Here is a 14781-nt window from a genome sequence, read left to right as displayed (position 1 = left end):
TAGGATCGATGCATGGACAACCCCGACCGCCTTGGCAAGCGCGCGCCCCGAGTCACGGCCGCGATGGTGGCCGCCCGGGCGGGGGTTTCGACGGCGACTGTTTCCTTGGTTGCCAACGGCAAGACACAGGGGAGGGTCTCCGAAGACAACATCTCGCGTGTCCGTGAAGCCATCGCCGAACTGGGGTATGTGGTGGACAGCATCGGCAGTTCCCTTGCCCGCGGGGTCAGTTCCATAGTGATCCTCGTGACCCCGGACGTTTCAAACCCGTTCTTCGCGAATGTGATTGCCGGGGTGCGGGAGTCCTTGGGGTCCTCGTATCAGTTGCTGCTCTCCGTGACCGATGCCGGCGAGTCACCGCAAGCCGACGACGTCCGGAAACTCCTTGCGCTCCGGCCGGCAGGGCTCCTTGTCGGTGCACCGAGCGCTGAGTTCCTCCAAGACCTTTCTGCAGCGGGACCGTTGGTTTTGCTGGATGCACCGGGCTTGGAATCGTACGCACCGTCGGTGAACCTCGACGTCGCCCAAGGTGCGCGCGAACTCGCCCGACACCTGGCTTCCGCCGGGCATACCCGTGCTGCGTACGTCGATGGCATTACCGGGACGGCAACGTTCCAGCTCAGGCGTGAGGCTTTCCTTGTCGAGGCTGCCGCCTGCGGCCTCGTGGTCTCCGAAGACCACATCATCAGCACCTCCATCGATGTCGGTGCTGCCGCGGCTGCCTTTGCCGAAGCGTGGCCGCAGTGGCAGCGCGACGGGGTGACCGCCGTCGTATGCGGTACCGATACCCACGCCTATGGCGTGCTGCAGGAGGCGCGGGTGGAAGGTGTCCGCATCCCCGGGCAGCTCGCAGTGGCCGGCTTCGACGACCTGCCGTATTCAGCCACCAGCAACCCGGGCCTCACCAGCGTCCACCTGCCCGCGACGCCGCTGGGCCGCAAGGCGGGCGAGCAGTTGCGCGGGCTCATCGAAGGCGTGCCCTTGGCCGAGGCCCACGTGACTTTGGAGAGTTCGTTGGTGGTCCGGGGGTCCACGGTCCCCGGGTAAGGCCTAGTGGATGACCGCCAGCAGGATGCCCACCAGGACGAAGAGGCAGCCGAAGATGCGGTTCAGGATCTTCTGGCCACGCTCGTTGTGGGTGAAACGCTGGAAAGACCTTGCCGCGAGGGCGAAGAAGAACCACATCACCATGATGTCGATGGCCAACACCGTTGCCGTCAACACCACGTATTGCTGCAGTAGGGGCTCGTTCGGCCGGATGAACTGCGGCATGAAGGCCAGGAAGAACACGATTGCCTTGGGGTTCAGCAGGTTCACCCAGATGCCACGCTGGAACATGGACAGGGCGGGCTCGTTCTTCTTGTTCTGGACTTCTTCCTTATCCAGGTCGGGTTTGTGCAGGAACTGGCGGATGCCCAGATACACCAGGTAGGCGGCGCCCGCGTAGCGGATGATGTTGAAGATCACCGGCGAGTTGGAGACCAGAACACCCACGCCCAAAGCCACAATCACGATGTGGATGACCAGGGCAACCTGCTGGCCAAGGATGCCCCAGATGGAGCGTCGGAACCCCGAGTTGAGCGAGTTGCTCATGGTGAAGATTGCCCCGGCGCCGGGAGTGAAACTGATCAGGGTGCCGGCGCCAACCAAGGCCAGCCAAAGGGAAAATTGCACCATCTCAGCTTATGTCGGTGGGGCTGGTGGTTGGGACGGGGTGCTTTCCCGCGGGTTTTGCCGGGCGGCGGGCTCGGGGTGCGTACCGTCACGACCCACTTTGGCCGCGCCAGTGGCGGAATGCACCCTGGATGGGTTGATTTACGCCGCGGCCGGGCTCAAAGAAGGTCGTGAAGGTACAGCCACAGCCCGCAGCGATGAGGCAAACTGGTCCCGTGAGCGGAATCCCCTGGGTCCTGCACGTCGATCTCGACCAGTTCATCGCAGCGGTCGAGATCTTGCGGCGGCCCGAACTCGCTGGAAAACCCCTCATAGTGGGCGGTCGGGGAGACCCCACGGAGCGGGCCGTGGTGTCCACGGCATCCTACGAGGCGCGCGCGTTCGGCGTCGGTTCCGGCATGCCGCTGCGCATCGCCGCCCGGAAAGTGCCCGACGCCATCATCCTTCCCGTCGACCAGGAGGCCTACCTCGCGGCATCCGAGGTGGTGATGCAAACCCTCCGCGAGCAGCCCGGAGCTACAGTGCAGGTCCTCGGCTGGGATGAGGCCTTCGTCGGCGTGAGAACAGAGGATCCCGAAGCCTACGCCAAGCAAATCCAGGAGGCGGTCCTCGAAAACACCCAACTGCACTGCAGCGTGGGCATCGGTGACAACTTGGTCCGCGCCAAGAACGCGACGGATTTTGGCAAACCCGCGGGCATCTTCCGGCTCACCGAGCAGAATTGGCTCGAGGTCATGGGCGCCAGGCCGACCATCGAGCTTTGGGGCGTGGGGCCCAAGATTTCCAAGCGCCTCGCCACCCACGGCATCAATACCGTCAACGAGCTCGCCGCCGTCGATCCCGCCAGCCTCGTCCAAGAGTTCGGCCCGAAAATGGGCCCTTGGTATGCCCAACTCGGACGCGGCGAAGGGGCCACCGAAGTCGACGACACCCCATGGGTCGCCAGGGCACATGGCCGTGAAACCACTTTCCAGCAGGATCTCACCGAACCCGCGCAGGTCAGCGACGCAATCAAGGAACTCACCGCCAGGGTCCTCGAAGACGTCGCCGCGGAAGGCCGACCGGTGGTCGGACTCACACTCAAGGTCCGCTACAAGCCGTTCTTCACCAAAACCTACGCGCGGAAAATTCCCGAAACCTTCGACCGCGACGAGGTCCTGGCCCAGGCCCTCAACCTCACAGCAAAAATGGAACCCGACCGCCCCATCCGCCTGTTGGGACTCCGCGCCGAAATGGCCATGCCGCAGGACGCCCGCAAGGGCCACACGCCCACGCGCAGCGGCTGGTGAGGCCGGCGTCGCCGAAAAAGACGTACGACGGCGGACTGGCAGCTACCAGCGCGGGTGAATCGCTTCGCGGAAGTAGCGGTCGTAGATGTCGCGTGCCCCTGGCGAAAGTGCGGCCCCGACGGATTGGAGATCTCCCGCGTCAGCGTTTGCCCGTGCCTGCCCGGCCGATCGGGCACCGGGAATGACCGTGCTGACCCCGTCCTGAGCGACGACCCAGGCGAGGGCCGCTTGGGCGGTGGTCACGCCGTCGGGCACTAAACCGCTGAACTCCTGCGCGGCGGTGACGCCGGCCGTAAAGTCGACGCCGGAGAAGGTCTCGCCAACGTCGAACGAAGCGCCGGTCCGGTTGTAGTTCCGGTGGTCATCTTCCGGGAACTCCGTGTCCTGCGTGTACTTGCCGGACAGGAGGCCCGAGGCCAGCGGCACCCTGGCGATGATGCCCACGTTGGCCTTCTTGGCTGCGGGAAGGACCTCGTCCAGCGGCTTCAGGCGGAACGCGTTCAGGATGATCTGGACGGACGCCGTGTTCCCGCGCTTGATGGCTTCGAGCGCCTCATCCGTGCGCTCGACGCTGACGCCGTAGTTGCGGATAGCCCCTTCGCTGACGAGCGTGTCCAGTGCGTCGTAGACTTCGCCGGTGCTGTAAACGGCGGTGGGAGGGCAGTGCAGTTGGACGAGGTCCAAGGTGTCCTGCTGGAGGTTGCGGCGGGAACGGTCAGTCCAGGCCCGGAAGTTTTCGAGGACATAGTTTTCCGGCACCTGATCGACGCGCCGGCCCATCTTGGTGGCTACCGTGATGTCCAGCTCAGGGTTGGCCCGCAGGAAGCGCCCGATGAACTGCTCGCTCCGACCATCACCGTACACGTCGGCGGTGTCGAAAAACGTGACCCCGCTCTCTACGGAGGCCTCAAGGACGGAAAGGGCGTCCTCTTCGGTGACGTCGCCCCAGTCGGCCCCGAGTTGCCACGTTCCCAATCCAATGACGGATACTGATCGGCCGGTCCTGCCAAGAATGCGCTTTTCCATGGGTTTGACTATATGCGTTACGCCCGCGCGATGACCTCCCCGTTCGGGATGAGGAAGTAGCCGTCATCGGTTGCTCCCCAGCGGTGCCAGCCCGCGGCGATCCGGGCAAGATCGGCTTCGTTGGCGAAACCGTATTCCAATGCTTGTTCGGCAAAAGCTGAATGCAGCACGCGCTCGCTCCAGACCCGCGACTGCCAGGCGCGTTGCTGTGCCGTGGCGTAGAGCCAGTTGCTGCTGCTCGGGGAAACCTGTGCAAACCCGGCCTGCTGCGCCCAGGAGACCAGGCGTCGGCCGGCGTCGGGTTCGGCGCCGTTGCGGCGTGCGATCTTTTGGTAGAGCTCCATCCAGTCGTCGAGTTCCGGGACTTCGGGGTACCAGCTCATGCCGTGGAAATCGGCGTCGCGCACGGCAACGATGGCTCCGGGCTTGGCGACTCGACGCATTTCCCGCAGGGCGGCCACGGGATCGGTGAGATGCTGCAGCACCTGATGGGCGTGGACGAGGTCGAAGGTTTCGTCTTCGAAGTCGAGGTCGTAGATGTTTCCCGTGCGGAACTCCACGTTCCCCACGCCACGGTCCTTCGCCAGTTCCGTCGCCTGGGCGATGATGTCCGCCGAACGGTCCAAGCCGATGACGTGACCGGGCGCAACCAGCCCCGCGAAATCGCAAGTGATGCTGCCAGGTCCGCAGCCGACGTCGAGCACTGACGTCCCGGGCGTAAGGTGCGGTATCACGAACGCGGCCGAATTTTCGGCCGTCCGTGAGGCGTGGGCCCGGACAACCGACTCGTGGTGCCCGTGGGTGTAGACATCTTCAGGCTGCTGCGCGTTCATAGGGAAACGCTACAGCTTGGCCTCCCCAAGTAAGTCGCATTTGTGCGCGTTTTGAGCGTCCAAAACGCGCACAAATGCGACCTACTTGGGTTCCGGGCGGGCAGCTTCCCGGCGGGCTTCGATGGTTGCGTCCACCATGTCGGTCATGAAGCGGCGGACCACGTCCAATTCGGCGTCGCTGTAGGAGCCCATGGCCTGACCCATCCGCATGGCCAGTGGGAGGAACATGGCGCTGCCGTCGCGGTAGGCCTTGGGGGTCATGTGCAGTTGGACCTGCCGGCGGTCGGTGCCGAGGCGTTCCCGGGTGACGTGTCCGGATGCGTGCAGGCGGTCAACCAGCGCCGTGGTGGCGGGGGAACTGAGGCGCAGTTCGCTGCGGAGGACGCCCGGCGTGACCACCCTGCCTGCAGCGGAGTGTCGCATGATGACGGCCAACGCGTTGAGGTCAGTCCGATGCATATCGTTTTTCCCGCCAGCCGTGTCCACGTAGTGGTTGGCCTCCAGGGTGAAGTCCTGTAGGAGTCGGATCAGGTCCTGCGGAACGCCGCCTTCCGGGCGCGGGTTTGAAGCGTCCGACATCGCGCCCTCCCGCCTGCTTGTCCTTGGTAACTGCCTTCCGGATATTACTCCCAGCCCTCCGGGTTTCCGGCATCAGCGCCCTCAAAGGCTTGGATTACTTCCATGATAGAGATATTCTATGGTGGAATAAAGAGACTCCCAAGCTTTCGGAAGAAGGATTCATGAGAACGCAGAAAGTACCGTTCTGGCTGCGCTGGCTGGTGCCCGTGGTGCTGGTCATCACCTGGCTCGGCATAGCGGGAGTTGGCGGCCCGACGTTCGGGCGGCTGGAGGAAGTCTCGTCGAACGACCAAACGTCCTTCCTTCCCGCCGGTGCAGAAGCCACCGAGGCGGGCGATTGGCAGGCGAAGTTTCGTGAGTCCGAGGAAGTCCCCGCAGTGGTGATCGTCGAGGGGGATGCCGCGTTCACCCCGGCCCAGCTTGGCGAAGCAGCCCAGCTGAAAGCCGACATCGAGGCCCTCAAGCTGGGCAGCGCCGTCGTTGGTCCCATTCCTTCGGAAGACGGCAAGGCCGTCCAGTTCATCGTTCCGCTCGCCGAGTCCGACGAGTTGCGCGAAGCCGTCCAGGAACTGCGCGACATCGTCCAACCGGGAGCCCCCGATGGCATGCGCGCCTACGTCACCGGCCCGGCTGGGCTGACGGCCGACCTTGTTAACGCCTTCGGTGGCATCGACGGCATTCTCCTGCTCGTGGCGCTCGGAGCTGTATTCGTGATCCTGCTGCTGGTCTACCGCTCGTTGGTGCTGCCGATCGCAGTGCTGTTAACCTCCGTGTTCGCGCTCTGTGCAGCGATTCTGCTGGTGTTCGGCATGGCCAAGGCGGGCTGGATCCAGCTCAACGGACAGAGTCAAGGCATCCTGTCCATCTTGGTGATCGGCGCAGCCACGGACTACGCGTTGCTCTACGTGGCAAGGTTCCGTGAGGCCTTGACCCACACCACGAATCGCACGCAGGCAGTCCTCACTGCGTGGAAGGCGTCGTTCGAACCGATTCTGGCCTCCGGCGCCACTGTCATCATCGCCCTTCTCTGCCTTCTGTTCTCGGACCTGAATTCCAACAAGGCCTTGGGACCCGTGGCGGCGGCGGGTATTGTGTGCTCGCTTTTCGCCGCGCTGACGCTACTGCCCGCGTTCATGGCCCTCTTGGGCCGTGCCGCCTTTTGGCCCTTCCGGCCCAAGCTGCTGCCCGACGGCGAACGCGAACCCGAGCTGGCCGCCGGACTTGAGGGGCAAAAGGGTTTGTGGCGCGCCACGGGCCGTTTGGTTGCCCGGCGGCCGCGCGTCGTGTGGGTCGCTTCGGTCCTGCTGCTCCTGGTTGCCTCCGCCGGAGTGCTCCAATTGAAAGCCAACGGAGTCCCGCAGACCGACGTGATCCTGTCCGCGTCCGACGCTGTTGACGGTCAGGACGCGCTGGCGCGGCATTTCGACGCGGGTAGCGGCAGCCCCGCCGTCGTGGTTGCCTCCGAGGCGGACGCGCAGCAGGTCCTGGAGAAGGTCAAGGCAGCCGACGGCGTCGGCGACGCCTACCTCCTGGCTGAAGGCAACGTGCCTATCACCGGCGCCCCGGGCGCGCCCGCCGATCCGGCCGTCCGGGATGGCAAAGTCCTGATCAACGCGACACTGAACTCGGCGGCGGATTCGACTGAGGCCGAGGAAGCTGTGAAGGCGCTGCGGGTTTCGGTCAAGGAGGTCGACGGCGGCGCGCTGGTTGGCGGGGTCACGGCCACCGCGCTGGACACCAACACCACCGCACAGCGGGACCTCGTGGTGATCATTCCGATCGTCCTGGTGGTCATCCTGATCATCCTGATGCTGCTGCTGCGCTCGGTCGTGGCGCCGGTCCTGCTGGTGTTATCCGTGGTGCTGTCGTATGGCGCCGCGATGGGTGTCTCCGCGTGGGTGTTCAACGGAATCTTCGGGTTCTCGGGTGCTGACGCAACCGTTCCCTTGTTCGGATTCGTGTTCCTGGTGGCCCTTGGCGTGGACTACAACATCTTCCTGATGAGCCGGGTGCGGGAAGAGTCCCTCAAACACGGGACGCGCGCCGGCATCCTGCGGGGACTGGGCGTGACGGGCGGTGTCATCACCTCCGCGGGCGTCGTGCTGGCGGCAACGTTTGCCGCACTGGGCGTCATCCCCATCATGTTCCTTGCGCAGCTGGCGTTCATCGTTGCGTTCGGTGTGCTGCTGGATACCGTGCTGGTCCGCTCGCTGCTCGTCCCGGCTCTGGCGTACGACATTGGGAACCGGATCTGGTGGCCGGGGAAGATGGGGCGTGGTTCTGATGACAGGGCGCGTCGCCGCGAGGAGGAAGCCGCGACGGTGGGCATCTAGGCCGTCAGTGGTGGGCGTGCGTCCCGCGGGGCCGCGACCGGCGGGACGTCACGGGCGGGGCCGTGACCCGCGGGGCCGCGACCGGCGGGACGTCACGGGCGGGACGCACTCATGGGCTCGCCGTCACAGGCTCGCCAGTAAACCCGTGGTCCGCTCGACTGCCCCGGGAACCACGGAATAATACGCCCAGGTTCCCCGCTTTTCACGGTGCAGCAGTCCGGCATCGACCAGTATCTTCAGGTGGTGGGACACGGTTGGCTGGCCAAGATCCAGAGGCCCGGTGAGATCGCAAACGCAAGCTTCGCCGCCTTCCGCATTCTTTACGATGGAGAACAGGCGGAGGCGGTTGGGGTCGGCGAGTGCTTTGAAAACAGACGCACGTACTTGCGCCTCGTACGCATCCAAGCCAGGATCAGTCGCCGGCGGGCAGTAGTTCGGGTCCGTCGAGGCGAAGGTGGGCAGCGCGGTCATGTACCCCATTATGCCCGAATATTGATATTCATCAATGAATGGACGGAACCACGACGTCGTCCGCGGAGCGCGACGATACAGGGAAAAGTAGTGCCAGCAAACCGAGTCCTACGGCCGCGCCGATCAACTGGGCGGCGATAAAGCCAGGTGCGGATGATGGTGCGATGCCGGCAAAGGTGTCGCTGAACACACGCCCCACGGTCACGGCCGGGTTGGCAAAGGATGTGGACGACGTAAACCAATATGCGGCGCCGATGTATGCGCCAACTGCGGGCGCCGCCAGAGTGCTCCGCTTGGTAGCTGCCAGGGAGGAGATCAGCAGGAGCAGCCCTGCCGTTGCGACAATTTCCGCCAGAAGGTGGCCCGGCGTGAGCCGGTCCTTGGTGGAGATGGCTGTGCCTACCTCGAACATGGCGTTCGCCAGCAAGCTGCCGCCAATCGCTCCCACGGTTTGTGCCAGGACGTATGTGCCCATTTCGGCCAGGGTCAGGCCGCTCCCGCTGCGCCTCCCCAGGATCCAGTCCACCAGTGAAACGACAGGGTTGAAGTGCGCGCCGCTGACTGGTCCAAAGATGACTATGAGCACCGTCAGCCCCAGCACTGTTGCCGTGCTGTTCTGGAGCAGTTGCAGGCCGGTATCCGTGGGGGAGAGTTGTTGGGCCGCAATTCCGGAGCCGACGACGATGGAAACCAGCAGTGCTGTACCGACGAATTCGGCCAGGGCACGTCGCAAAAGCGGTGGCAGGTGTGAGGTCATGGCACAAGCTTGACGCAGGATAGATAGTTCAGTCAAAATTGAATCAATGGAAATTGAGCAAAACGAACCCCTCGAAGTGAGGGTGGCCAGGTATGCCGCCCTCGCGGATCCTGCGCGCTTGCGCATCGTGGACCTCCTGACGCTCGGAGATCTTTCGCCGTCGGAACTGCAGTCGGAACTCGGCATGCCGTCCAATCTCTTGTCGCACCACCTCCGGGCGCTTGAGGATGCAGGCCTCGCCGTGCGGCATCGCTCGGAGGCTGATAAGCGGCGAAGCTATCTTCGCCTGGCGGCCGGCGCGTTGGATCGCCTGACGCCTGGGCGCGGGCACGCCGCGCGTAGGGTCTTGTTCGTTTGCACGCGGAACAGCGCACGCTCGCAGATTGCGGAAGCACTCTGGCGGCAGGTGAGTGAAATCCCGGCTTCTTCGGCAGGGACCCGTCCGGCGGATGCCGTGTCCCGGGGTGCTGTGGATGTTGCCCGGCGTCATGGGTTGGACCTAAGCGGTCTTACGCCCCGGCAACTGGCGGACGTTGCCCGGGCCGATGACCTTGTGGTGACCGTTTGCGACAACGCGCATGAAGAGTTGCCCGGCTTGCGAGGGATTCACTGGTCCGTTCCTGATCCTTTGCGTAGCAATAGCAAGCAGGCGTTTGAGGATGCGTTTGAGGACATTTCCCGGCGCGTTGCCGACTTGGCACCCCGACTCCGCGTTGCCTGAATCCAATTCAACCAAATATTGACAATCATCGATCTATCGGCCGATACTCAATGCATCGACAACCATCAATATCCAGGTGCGAGCAGCGGTACGGCACGACGACCTTGACCACGCAAGACCCACCGAACCAGGAGAAACCCGTGAGCACCGAAACCGTCAAGAAGCCCTCCGTCCTCTTTGTTTGCGTCCACAACGCGGGTCGCTCGCAGATGGCTGCTGCGTTTCTCACCACGCTCTCAAAGGGGGAGATTGAGGTCCGCTCCGCCGGCTCGCAGCCCGCTGACAAGGTCAATCCCGCCGCAGTTGAAGCGATGTCCGAACTTGGCATCGACATGTCCTCGGAGATTCCCAAGGTCCTCACCACCGAGGCCGTCAAGGAGTCCGACGTCGTCATCACCATGGGCTGCGGCGACGAGTGCCCCTACTTCCCCGGCAAGCGCTACGAGGACTGGGTCCTCGAGGACCCGGCAGGGCAGGGTGTCGACGCCGTGCGCCCCATTCGCGACGAAATCAGGACCCGCATTGAAGGGCTGATTGCCGAACTGTTGCCGGCGCGGCACGTAGACGCCCAGTAGCACCAGCGACCCTTCCGAAGGAGACTCCGTGAGCACCGAACAGTTGATCATCGTCGGGTCCGGCCCTGCCGGGTACACCGCTGCCATCTACGCCGCACGGGCCGGCTTGAACCCGCTTGTCCTTGCTGGCTCCGTCACGGCCGGCGGTGCCTTGATGAATACCACTGAGGTGGAGAACTTTCCCGGATTCCCGGGAGGGATCCAAGGCCCGGAGCTCATGGATGGGCTTCAGGAGCAGGCTGAGAAGTTCGGCGCCCGCATAGTGTTCGACGACGTCACTGAAGTTGACTTGAAAGGTCACCTCAAGCGCGTAGTCACCGGGTCGGGGGAGACGCACGAGGCGCCCGCCGTCATCCTCGCTACCGGTTCGGCGTACAAGGAACTGGGGCTGCCGGAAGAGAAGAAGCTCAGCGGACATGGTGTCTCCTGGTGTGCCACATGCGACGGCTTCTTCTTCAAGGAGCAGGACATCATTGTGGTTGGCGGCGGTGACTCCGCCATGGAGGAAGCCACTTTCCTGACGCGTTTCGGCAAGTCTGTGACCGTCGTGGTGCGTAAAGGGGAACTGCGTGCTTCCCGCATCATGGCCCAGCGCGCCAAGGACAACCCCAAGATCACTTTCGCCTGGAACTCTGCAGTCACGGCGATCCACGGTGACGGGAAAGTAACCGGGGTGACCCTCACCGACACCCGTACCGGCGAAAAGCGTCATCAGGATGCCACCGGGATCTTCGTCGCGATCGGTCACCTACCTCGAACTGAGCTGGTGGCGGGGCAAGTGGACCTCGATGCCGAGGGCTACATCAAGGTGGACGCACCCACCACCTGCACCAATCTTTCCGGAGTCTTCGCCTGCGGCGACGCCGTGGACCACCGCTACCGTCAAGCAATCACGGCGGCGGGCACGGGATGCGCTGCTGCACTTGACGCCGAGCGCTACCTTGCCGCCTTGGAAGACGCGGAAAGCATCGCCACAGCCTTGGTCGAAGAGCCCACGCACTTCTGATAAAGCCAGCCCACACGAAACAGAGGACCGCATGGAATCCCTGAAGAACCTCCCCGTGGCCGTCATAGGCGCCGGACCCATCGGACTCGCCGCCGCCGCACATCTGCTGGAACGCGGCCTGGAGCCCGTGATTTTCGAAGCCGGTTCCGGTGCAGGTGCAGCAATCGAAGAATGGCGCCACATTCGCTTGTTCTCTCCGTGGCGGTTCAACCTTGATGCGGCCGCCGTCCGTCTGCTGGAGGCCGGGGGATGGGAATCACCCAGGCTTACTGCGCTGCCCTACGGTGGGGAGATCATGGACAAATATCTGGCCCCTTTGGCTGCGACGCCCGAAATTGCTTCACGCCTGCTAACCGGGGCGCGAGTACTCGCGGTCACCCGCCAGGGCCTCGATAAGACCCATGTCCGGGACCGCGACACAACACCTTTCGTTGTCCGCGTTGAACATGAAGGCAGGGAGGTCCGCGACCATGTTGTGTCCGCGGTCATCGACGCTTCCGGGACTTGGTCCACGCGCAACCCGCTCGGCACATCCGGCCTGGCCGCAATCGGCGAGCACGCTGCTGCAGAATGGATCTCATCACCGTTGCCCGATGTCACCGGCAGGGAGCGCGCGGTATTCGCGGGCCGTCGGGTGCTGGTAGTTGGTGCCGGTCACTCAGCCGCGAACACCCTGATCAACTTGGCAGACCTGGCCAAAGAGGAGCCCGAGACCCGGATCAGGTGGGCTGTCCGGGGCGCCTCGGCGGATAAGGTTTACGGTGGTGGTGACGCCGACGGGCTGCCCGCGCGGGGGCAGCTGGGCTCAAGGCTCCGCCGCTTGGTGGAATCAGGGAAGATTGAACTCCACACGGGCTTTGCCATTGCATCCCTCAACTCTTCTGACGGGGGCTTGACCGTAAAGTCCGGTGACGGACGCACAGTGGTGACGGACGTCGTCGTGCCCTGTACGGGCTTCCGCCCCGACCTGGACATGCTCCGCGAAGTCCGCCTCGACCTCGATCCTGCTGTGGAAGCGCCCACAGCACTGGGGCCGCTGATCGACCCTGAGTTTCACTCCTGCGGCACTGTGCCGCCGCATGGCGCCCGGCTGCTCGCACATCCGGAAAAGGACTTCTACATCGTCGGCATGAAGTCCTACGGCCGAGCGCCTACCTTCCTGCTGGCCACAGGTTATGAGCAGGTCCGCTCCGTAGCCGCGGCGCTCGCCGGCGACCACACGGCGGCGGACACAGTCCACCTTGAGCTGCCCGAAACCGGGGTCTGCTCAAGCGACGCCGGGACCAGCTGCGACGTTCCTGCTGCGTCGGCCCCCGTCGAGGACGAAACCGGCTGCTGCGCCGCGCCCGAGCCTGTCTTGATCGGATTCCCCACCGGACTGGTCCATGGACGCTCCGGACAAAGCTAGCAGCGGCTCGCTTCGCGAGCTGGACACCTAAAGGGAGAACTGCCATGACCGAACACCAGGAAACGACGCTGGGATTGCAGGACAACACCGAAGTCCTGCACCGTATCAGCAACCGCCTTGCCGACCGTTTTGCCGGTACTTTCGCCACCGAGACGGTGGAGCGCTATGTCTTCGAGTCCTACGCGGCATTGGCACGAACAGCAAAGATCAGTGCCTATTTGCCGGCGACCACGGAGCATTTCGCCACTGACCGGCTCCATGCATTGGCTAAGTCCAAGGGTTCCGTCATCACGGAAGCTCCGGAAGTGCTGTTCGTTTGCGTTCAAAACGCCGGCCGTTCGCAGATGGCCGCGGCCCTTCTCAATGTAGAAGCCCGGGGCAGGATTCGTGTCCGCTCGGCTGGATCCATGCCAGCTTCGCAAATGGATCCGAATGTGCTGACGGTGATGAAGGAAATGGGGCTGGACTTAGGCCGGGAGTATCCTAAGCCACTCACCGACGACGTCGTCCGGGCCTCGGACGTGGTCATCACCATGGGGTGCGGGGACTCGTGTCCCATCTACCCGGGTAAACGCTATGAAGACTGGGAACTTACCGACCCGGCGGGCCAGCCCCTCGAAACCGTCCGCGAGATCCGCGATGAAATCCATGAACGAGTCAAGGACCTGGTGGCATCATTTACGAAAGAGCCCTCATGACCCAACACAAACCAGCGGTCCTCTTTATCTGTAGCAAGAACGGCGGCAAGTCCCAGCTTGCAGCCGGCCTGATGCGCGATCGTGCCGGGGACGCTGTCACCGTTTTCTCGGCAGGCACCAGGCCTGGTCCATCCTTGAACGGGCAAGCAGTGGAGTCCCTGTCCGAGGTGGGGATCGACATCACTGGCGAGCACCCCAAACCGGTTACGGACGAAGTCCTTGACTTGGTGGACACGGTCATCGTCCTTGGCACAGAAGCGAAACTCGATCCTCCTGCCGGAAAGCGGTTCGAAGTCTGGGAAACCGACGAGCCTTCAGAGCGCGGGATCGAGGGCATGGAACGCATGCGTTTGGTCCGGGACGACATCAAAGCGCGGGTAGGGAAACTGCACGGGGAGATTGCCGGCAGCGAGCTGTAACTACGCGCTGACCGCGTTCCGCTCGCGGTAACCATCAGCCGCATACACACCCAAAACCCGCACTTCCGTGGTGAAGAACTCGAGTTCCTCGAGCGCGCGCCTTAGCCGCGCATCCTCCGGGTGGCCTTCGACGTCGGAGATAAACATGGTGGCGGCGAACTCGTTGCCCACCATGTAGCTCTCCAGCCGTGTCATGTTGAGGCCGTTCGTCGCAAAGCCACCAAGTGCCTTATAGAGGGCAGAGGGGACGTTGCGGACCCGGAACACGAACGTGGTGATGGCCGGTCCGGGGAGTTCTTCCTTCGTTGGAAGCTCACGTTCCCTAGCCAGCACAACAAAGCGTGTGGTGTTGGTGGGGTCGTCCTCGACGCCTGATGCCAGGACTTCCAGCCCGTACAGGCTGGCGGCAAGCGGGGGAGCGAGAGACAGTTTGCGGGGATCGTTCCAGTCGCGGACTTCCCGTGCTGACCCGGCCGTGTCACCCGCGATCACGGGCTTGAGTCCGGCTTCCCGGATGATGCGGCGGCACTGGCCCAAAGCGTGGATGTGGCTGTGCACTTCCGTTGCGTCTTCGATAGTGCTGCCAGGGATGCCCAGGAGATCGAAGCGGATCGGCAGGAAATACTCACCGACGATCTGCAGCTTGGATTGGGGCAGCAATACGTGGATGTCGGCCACCCGTCCCGCGATGGAGTTCTCGATCGGAATCATGGCCAGGTCCACGTCCCCGGTGGATACGAGGTCAAAAACGTCCTCAAAGCTGGCACACGGCACGCTTTCGAGTTCGGGAAACATTTCTTTGCATGCGAGGTCCGAGTTGGCTCCGGGTTCGCCTTGGTACGCAATCTTCTGGGACATGGTGCTCATGGTTTCATGCAGAGTGTGGGCCTGCGCAAAAGCGTCCACGGTATGGCCAGCAGCACCCAAGTAGGGGGCAAATTTTCGCCTATTTTGAGCGCAAAAACCCCCCCAAAAAGACCAAAAAATGAATA

Annotated in this window: 16 protein-coding genes; 9 read left to right on the top strand and 7 right to left on the bottom strand. The window is 63.5% G+C overall.

The features are described from left to right. Positions 1-12: 12 nt before the first annotated feature. Entirely contained in the window at positions 13-1047 is a 1035-nt protein-coding gene (locus AB0N65_RS14070) for a LacI family DNA-binding transcriptional regulator (RefSeq protein ID WP_364162534.1), read from the top strand. A 3-nt stretch (positions 1048-1050) separates the two neighbouring features. Here AB0N65_RS14070 and AB0N65_RS14065 read toward each other — a convergent pair whose 3' ends face one another. After that, positions 1051-1677, bottom strand: a complete 627-nt coding sequence (locus tag AB0N65_RS14065) for a LysE family transporter (RefSeq protein ID WP_364162531.1) — start codon at positions 1675-1677, stop codon at positions 1051-1053. A 194-nt stretch (positions 1678-1871) separates the two neighbouring features. Between AB0N65_RS14065 and AB0N65_RS14060 the strand changes: the two genes are divergently transcribed. Then, positions 1872-2963, top strand: a complete 1092-nt coding sequence (locus AB0N65_RS14060; protein ID WP_364162784.1) for a DNA polymerase IV — start codon at positions 1872-1874, stop codon at positions 2961-2963. A gap of 42 nt (positions 2964-3005) precedes the next feature. Here the strand turns inward: AB0N65_RS14060 and AB0N65_RS14055 are convergent, their stop codons facing one another. The 3 genes from AB0N65_RS14055 to AB0N65_RS14045 form a co-directional block, all read right to left on the bottom strand. Next, a complete protein-coding gene (locus AB0N65_RS14055) occupies positions 3006-3989 on the bottom strand; it encodes an aldo/keto reductase (protein WP_364162528.1) in 984 nt (327 codons plus the stop codon). Between the two features lie 17 nt (positions 3990-4006). Continuing rightward, complete coding sequence (locus AB0N65_RS14050; RefSeq protein WP_364162525.1) at positions 4007-4822, bottom strand: methyltransferase domain-containing protein; 816 nt, start codon at positions 4820-4822, stop codon at positions 4007-4009. An 81-nt stretch (positions 4823-4903) separates the two neighbouring features. After that, positions 4904-5401, bottom strand: coding sequence for a MarR family transcriptional regulator (locus tag AB0N65_RS14045; RefSeq protein ID WP_364162523.1), 498 nt, complete (start codon positions 5399-5401; stop codon positions 4904-4906). A 161-nt stretch (positions 5402-5562) separates the two neighbouring features. Between AB0N65_RS14045 and AB0N65_RS14040 the strand changes: the two genes are divergently transcribed. Continuing rightward, positions 5563-7734: an efflux RND transporter permease subunit gene (locus AB0N65_RS14040; RefSeq protein WP_364162520.1), complete on the top strand. Its 2172-nt coding sequence runs from the start codon at positions 5563-5565 to the stop codon at positions 7732-7734. Between the two features lie 123 nt (positions 7735-7857). On the opposite strand, the gene AB0N65_RS14035 is transcribed toward AB0N65_RS14040, so the two are convergent. Both AB0N65_RS14035 and AB0N65_RS14030 read right to left on the bottom strand, forming a co-directional pair. Continuing rightward, complete coding sequence (locus AB0N65_RS14035; protein ID WP_364162517.1) at positions 7858-8205, bottom strand: metalloregulator ArsR/SmtB family transcription factor; 348 nt, start codon at positions 8203-8205, stop codon at positions 7858-7860. Positions 8206-8236: 31 nt separating this feature from the next. Then, positions 8237-8962, bottom strand: a complete 726-nt coding sequence (locus tag AB0N65_RS14030) for an aquaporin (RefSeq protein WP_364162514.1) — start codon at positions 8960-8962, stop codon at positions 8237-8239. Between the two features lie 46 nt (positions 8963-9008). On the opposite strand from AB0N65_RS14030, the gene AB0N65_RS14025 reads away from it, so the two are divergent. From AB0N65_RS14025 to AB0N65_RS14000, 6 genes are all read left to right on the top strand, one after another. Further along, the gene (locus AB0N65_RS14025; RefSeq protein ID WP_364162511.1) at positions 9009-9683 is read left to right on the top strand and encodes a helix-turn-helix domain-containing protein; all 675 of its coding nucleotides are present in this window, start codon (positions 9009-9011) and stop codon (positions 9681-9683) included. Between the two features lie 140 nt (positions 9684-9823). Then, positions 9824-10258 (top strand): arsenate reductase ArsC, encoded by a 435-nt coding sequence (locus AB0N65_RS14020; protein ID WP_364162508.1) that lies wholly within the window; start codon positions 9824-9826, stop codon positions 10256-10258. Between the two features lie 28 nt (positions 10259-10286). Continuing rightward, entirely contained in the window at positions 10287-11264 is a 978-nt protein-coding gene (gene trxB, locus AB0N65_RS14015) for a thioredoxin-disulfide reductase (RefSeq protein WP_364162505.1), read from the top strand. A gap of 31 nt (positions 11265-11295) precedes the next feature. Further along, positions 11296-12672: an NAD(P)-binding domain-containing protein gene (locus AB0N65_RS14010; protein ID WP_364162502.1), complete on the top strand. Its 1377-nt coding sequence runs from the start codon at positions 11296-11298 to the stop codon at positions 12670-12672. A 44-nt stretch (positions 12673-12716) separates the two neighbouring features. Next, complete coding sequence (locus tag AB0N65_RS14005; RefSeq protein ID WP_364162499.1) at positions 12717-13370, top strand: arsenate reductase ArsC; 654 nt, start codon at positions 12717-12719, stop codon at positions 13368-13370. After that, the gene (locus AB0N65_RS14000) at positions 13367-13789 is read left to right on the top strand and encodes a low molecular weight phosphatase family protein (protein WP_364162496.1); all 423 of its coding nucleotides are present in this window, start codon (positions 13367-13369) and stop codon (positions 13787-13789) included. The genes AB0N65_RS14005 and AB0N65_RS14000 overlap by 4 nt, the downstream gene beginning before the upstream one ends. Here AB0N65_RS14000 and AB0N65_RS13995 read toward each other — a convergent pair whose 3' ends face one another. Further along, a complete protein-coding gene (locus AB0N65_RS13995) occupies positions 13790-14647 on the bottom strand; it encodes a prephenate dehydratase (protein ID WP_364162781.1) in 858 nt (285 codons plus the stop codon). Positions 14648-14781 lie beyond the last annotated feature (134 nt).

It is taken from the genome of Paenarthrobacter sp. NPDC089322 (assembly GCF_040684895.1).
In the GTDB taxonomy this organism is placed as follows: Bacteria; Actinomycetota; Actinomycetes; order Actinomycetales; family Micrococcaceae; genus Arthrobacter.
This window is presented reverse-complemented; position numbering and strand designations above follow the sequence as displayed.

Excerpts from the sequence above, each read along its gene's own strand:
- AB0N65_RS14070 (WP_364162534.1), top strand. The coding sequence starts at position 13 with ATGGACAACCCCGACCGCCTTGGCAAGCGCGCGCCCCGAGTCACGGCC.
- AB0N65_RS14065 (WP_364162531.1), bottom strand. The coding sequence starts at position 1,677 with ATGGTGCAATTTTCCCTTTGGCTGGCCTTGGTTGGCGCCGGCACCCTG.
- AB0N65_RS14060 (WP_364162784.1), top strand. The coding sequence starts at position 1,872 with ATGAGGCAAACTGGTCCCGTGAGCGGAATCCCCTGGGTCCTGCACGTC.
- AB0N65_RS14055 (WP_364162528.1), bottom strand. The coding sequence starts at position 3,989 with ATGGAAAAGCGCATTCTTGGCAGGACCGGCCGATCAGTATCCGTCATT.
- AB0N65_RS14050 (WP_364162525.1), bottom strand. The coding sequence starts at position 4,822 with ATGAACGCGCAGCAGCCTGAAGATGTCTACACCCACGGGCACCACGAG.
- AB0N65_RS14045 (WP_364162523.1), bottom strand. The coding sequence starts at position 5,401 with ATGTCGGACGCTTCAAACCCGCGCCCGGAAGGCGGCGTTCCGCAGGAC.
- AB0N65_RS14040 (WP_364162520.1), top strand. The coding sequence starts at position 5,563 with ATGAGAACGCAGAAAGTACCGTTCTGGCTGCGCTGGCTGGTGCCCGTG.
- AB0N65_RS14035 (WP_364162517.1), bottom strand. The coding sequence starts at position 8,205 with ATGACCGCGCTGCCCACCTTCGCCTCGACGGACCCGAACTACTGCCCG.
- AB0N65_RS14030 (WP_364162514.1), bottom strand. The coding sequence starts at position 8,962 with ATGACCTCACACCTGCCACCGCTTTTGCGACGTGCCCTGGCCGAATTC.
- AB0N65_RS14025 (WP_364162511.1), top strand. The coding sequence starts at position 9,009 with ATGGAAATTGAGCAAAACGAACCCCTCGAAGTGAGGGTGGCCAGGTAT.
- AB0N65_RS14010 (WP_364162502.1), top strand. The coding sequence starts at position 11,296 with ATGGAATCCCTGAAGAACCTCCCCGTGGCCGTCATAGGCGCCGGACCC.
- AB0N65_RS14005 (WP_364162499.1), top strand. The coding sequence starts at position 12,717 with ATGACCGAACACCAGGAAACGACGCTGGGATTGCAGGACAACACCGAA.
- AB0N65_RS14000 (WP_364162496.1), top strand. The coding sequence starts at position 13,367 with ATGACCCAACACAAACCAGCGGTCCTCTTTATCTGTAGCAAGAACGGC.
- AB0N65_RS13995 (WP_364162781.1), bottom strand. The coding sequence starts at position 14,647 with ATGTCCCAGAAGATTGCGTACCAAGGCGAACCCGGAGCCAACTCGGAC.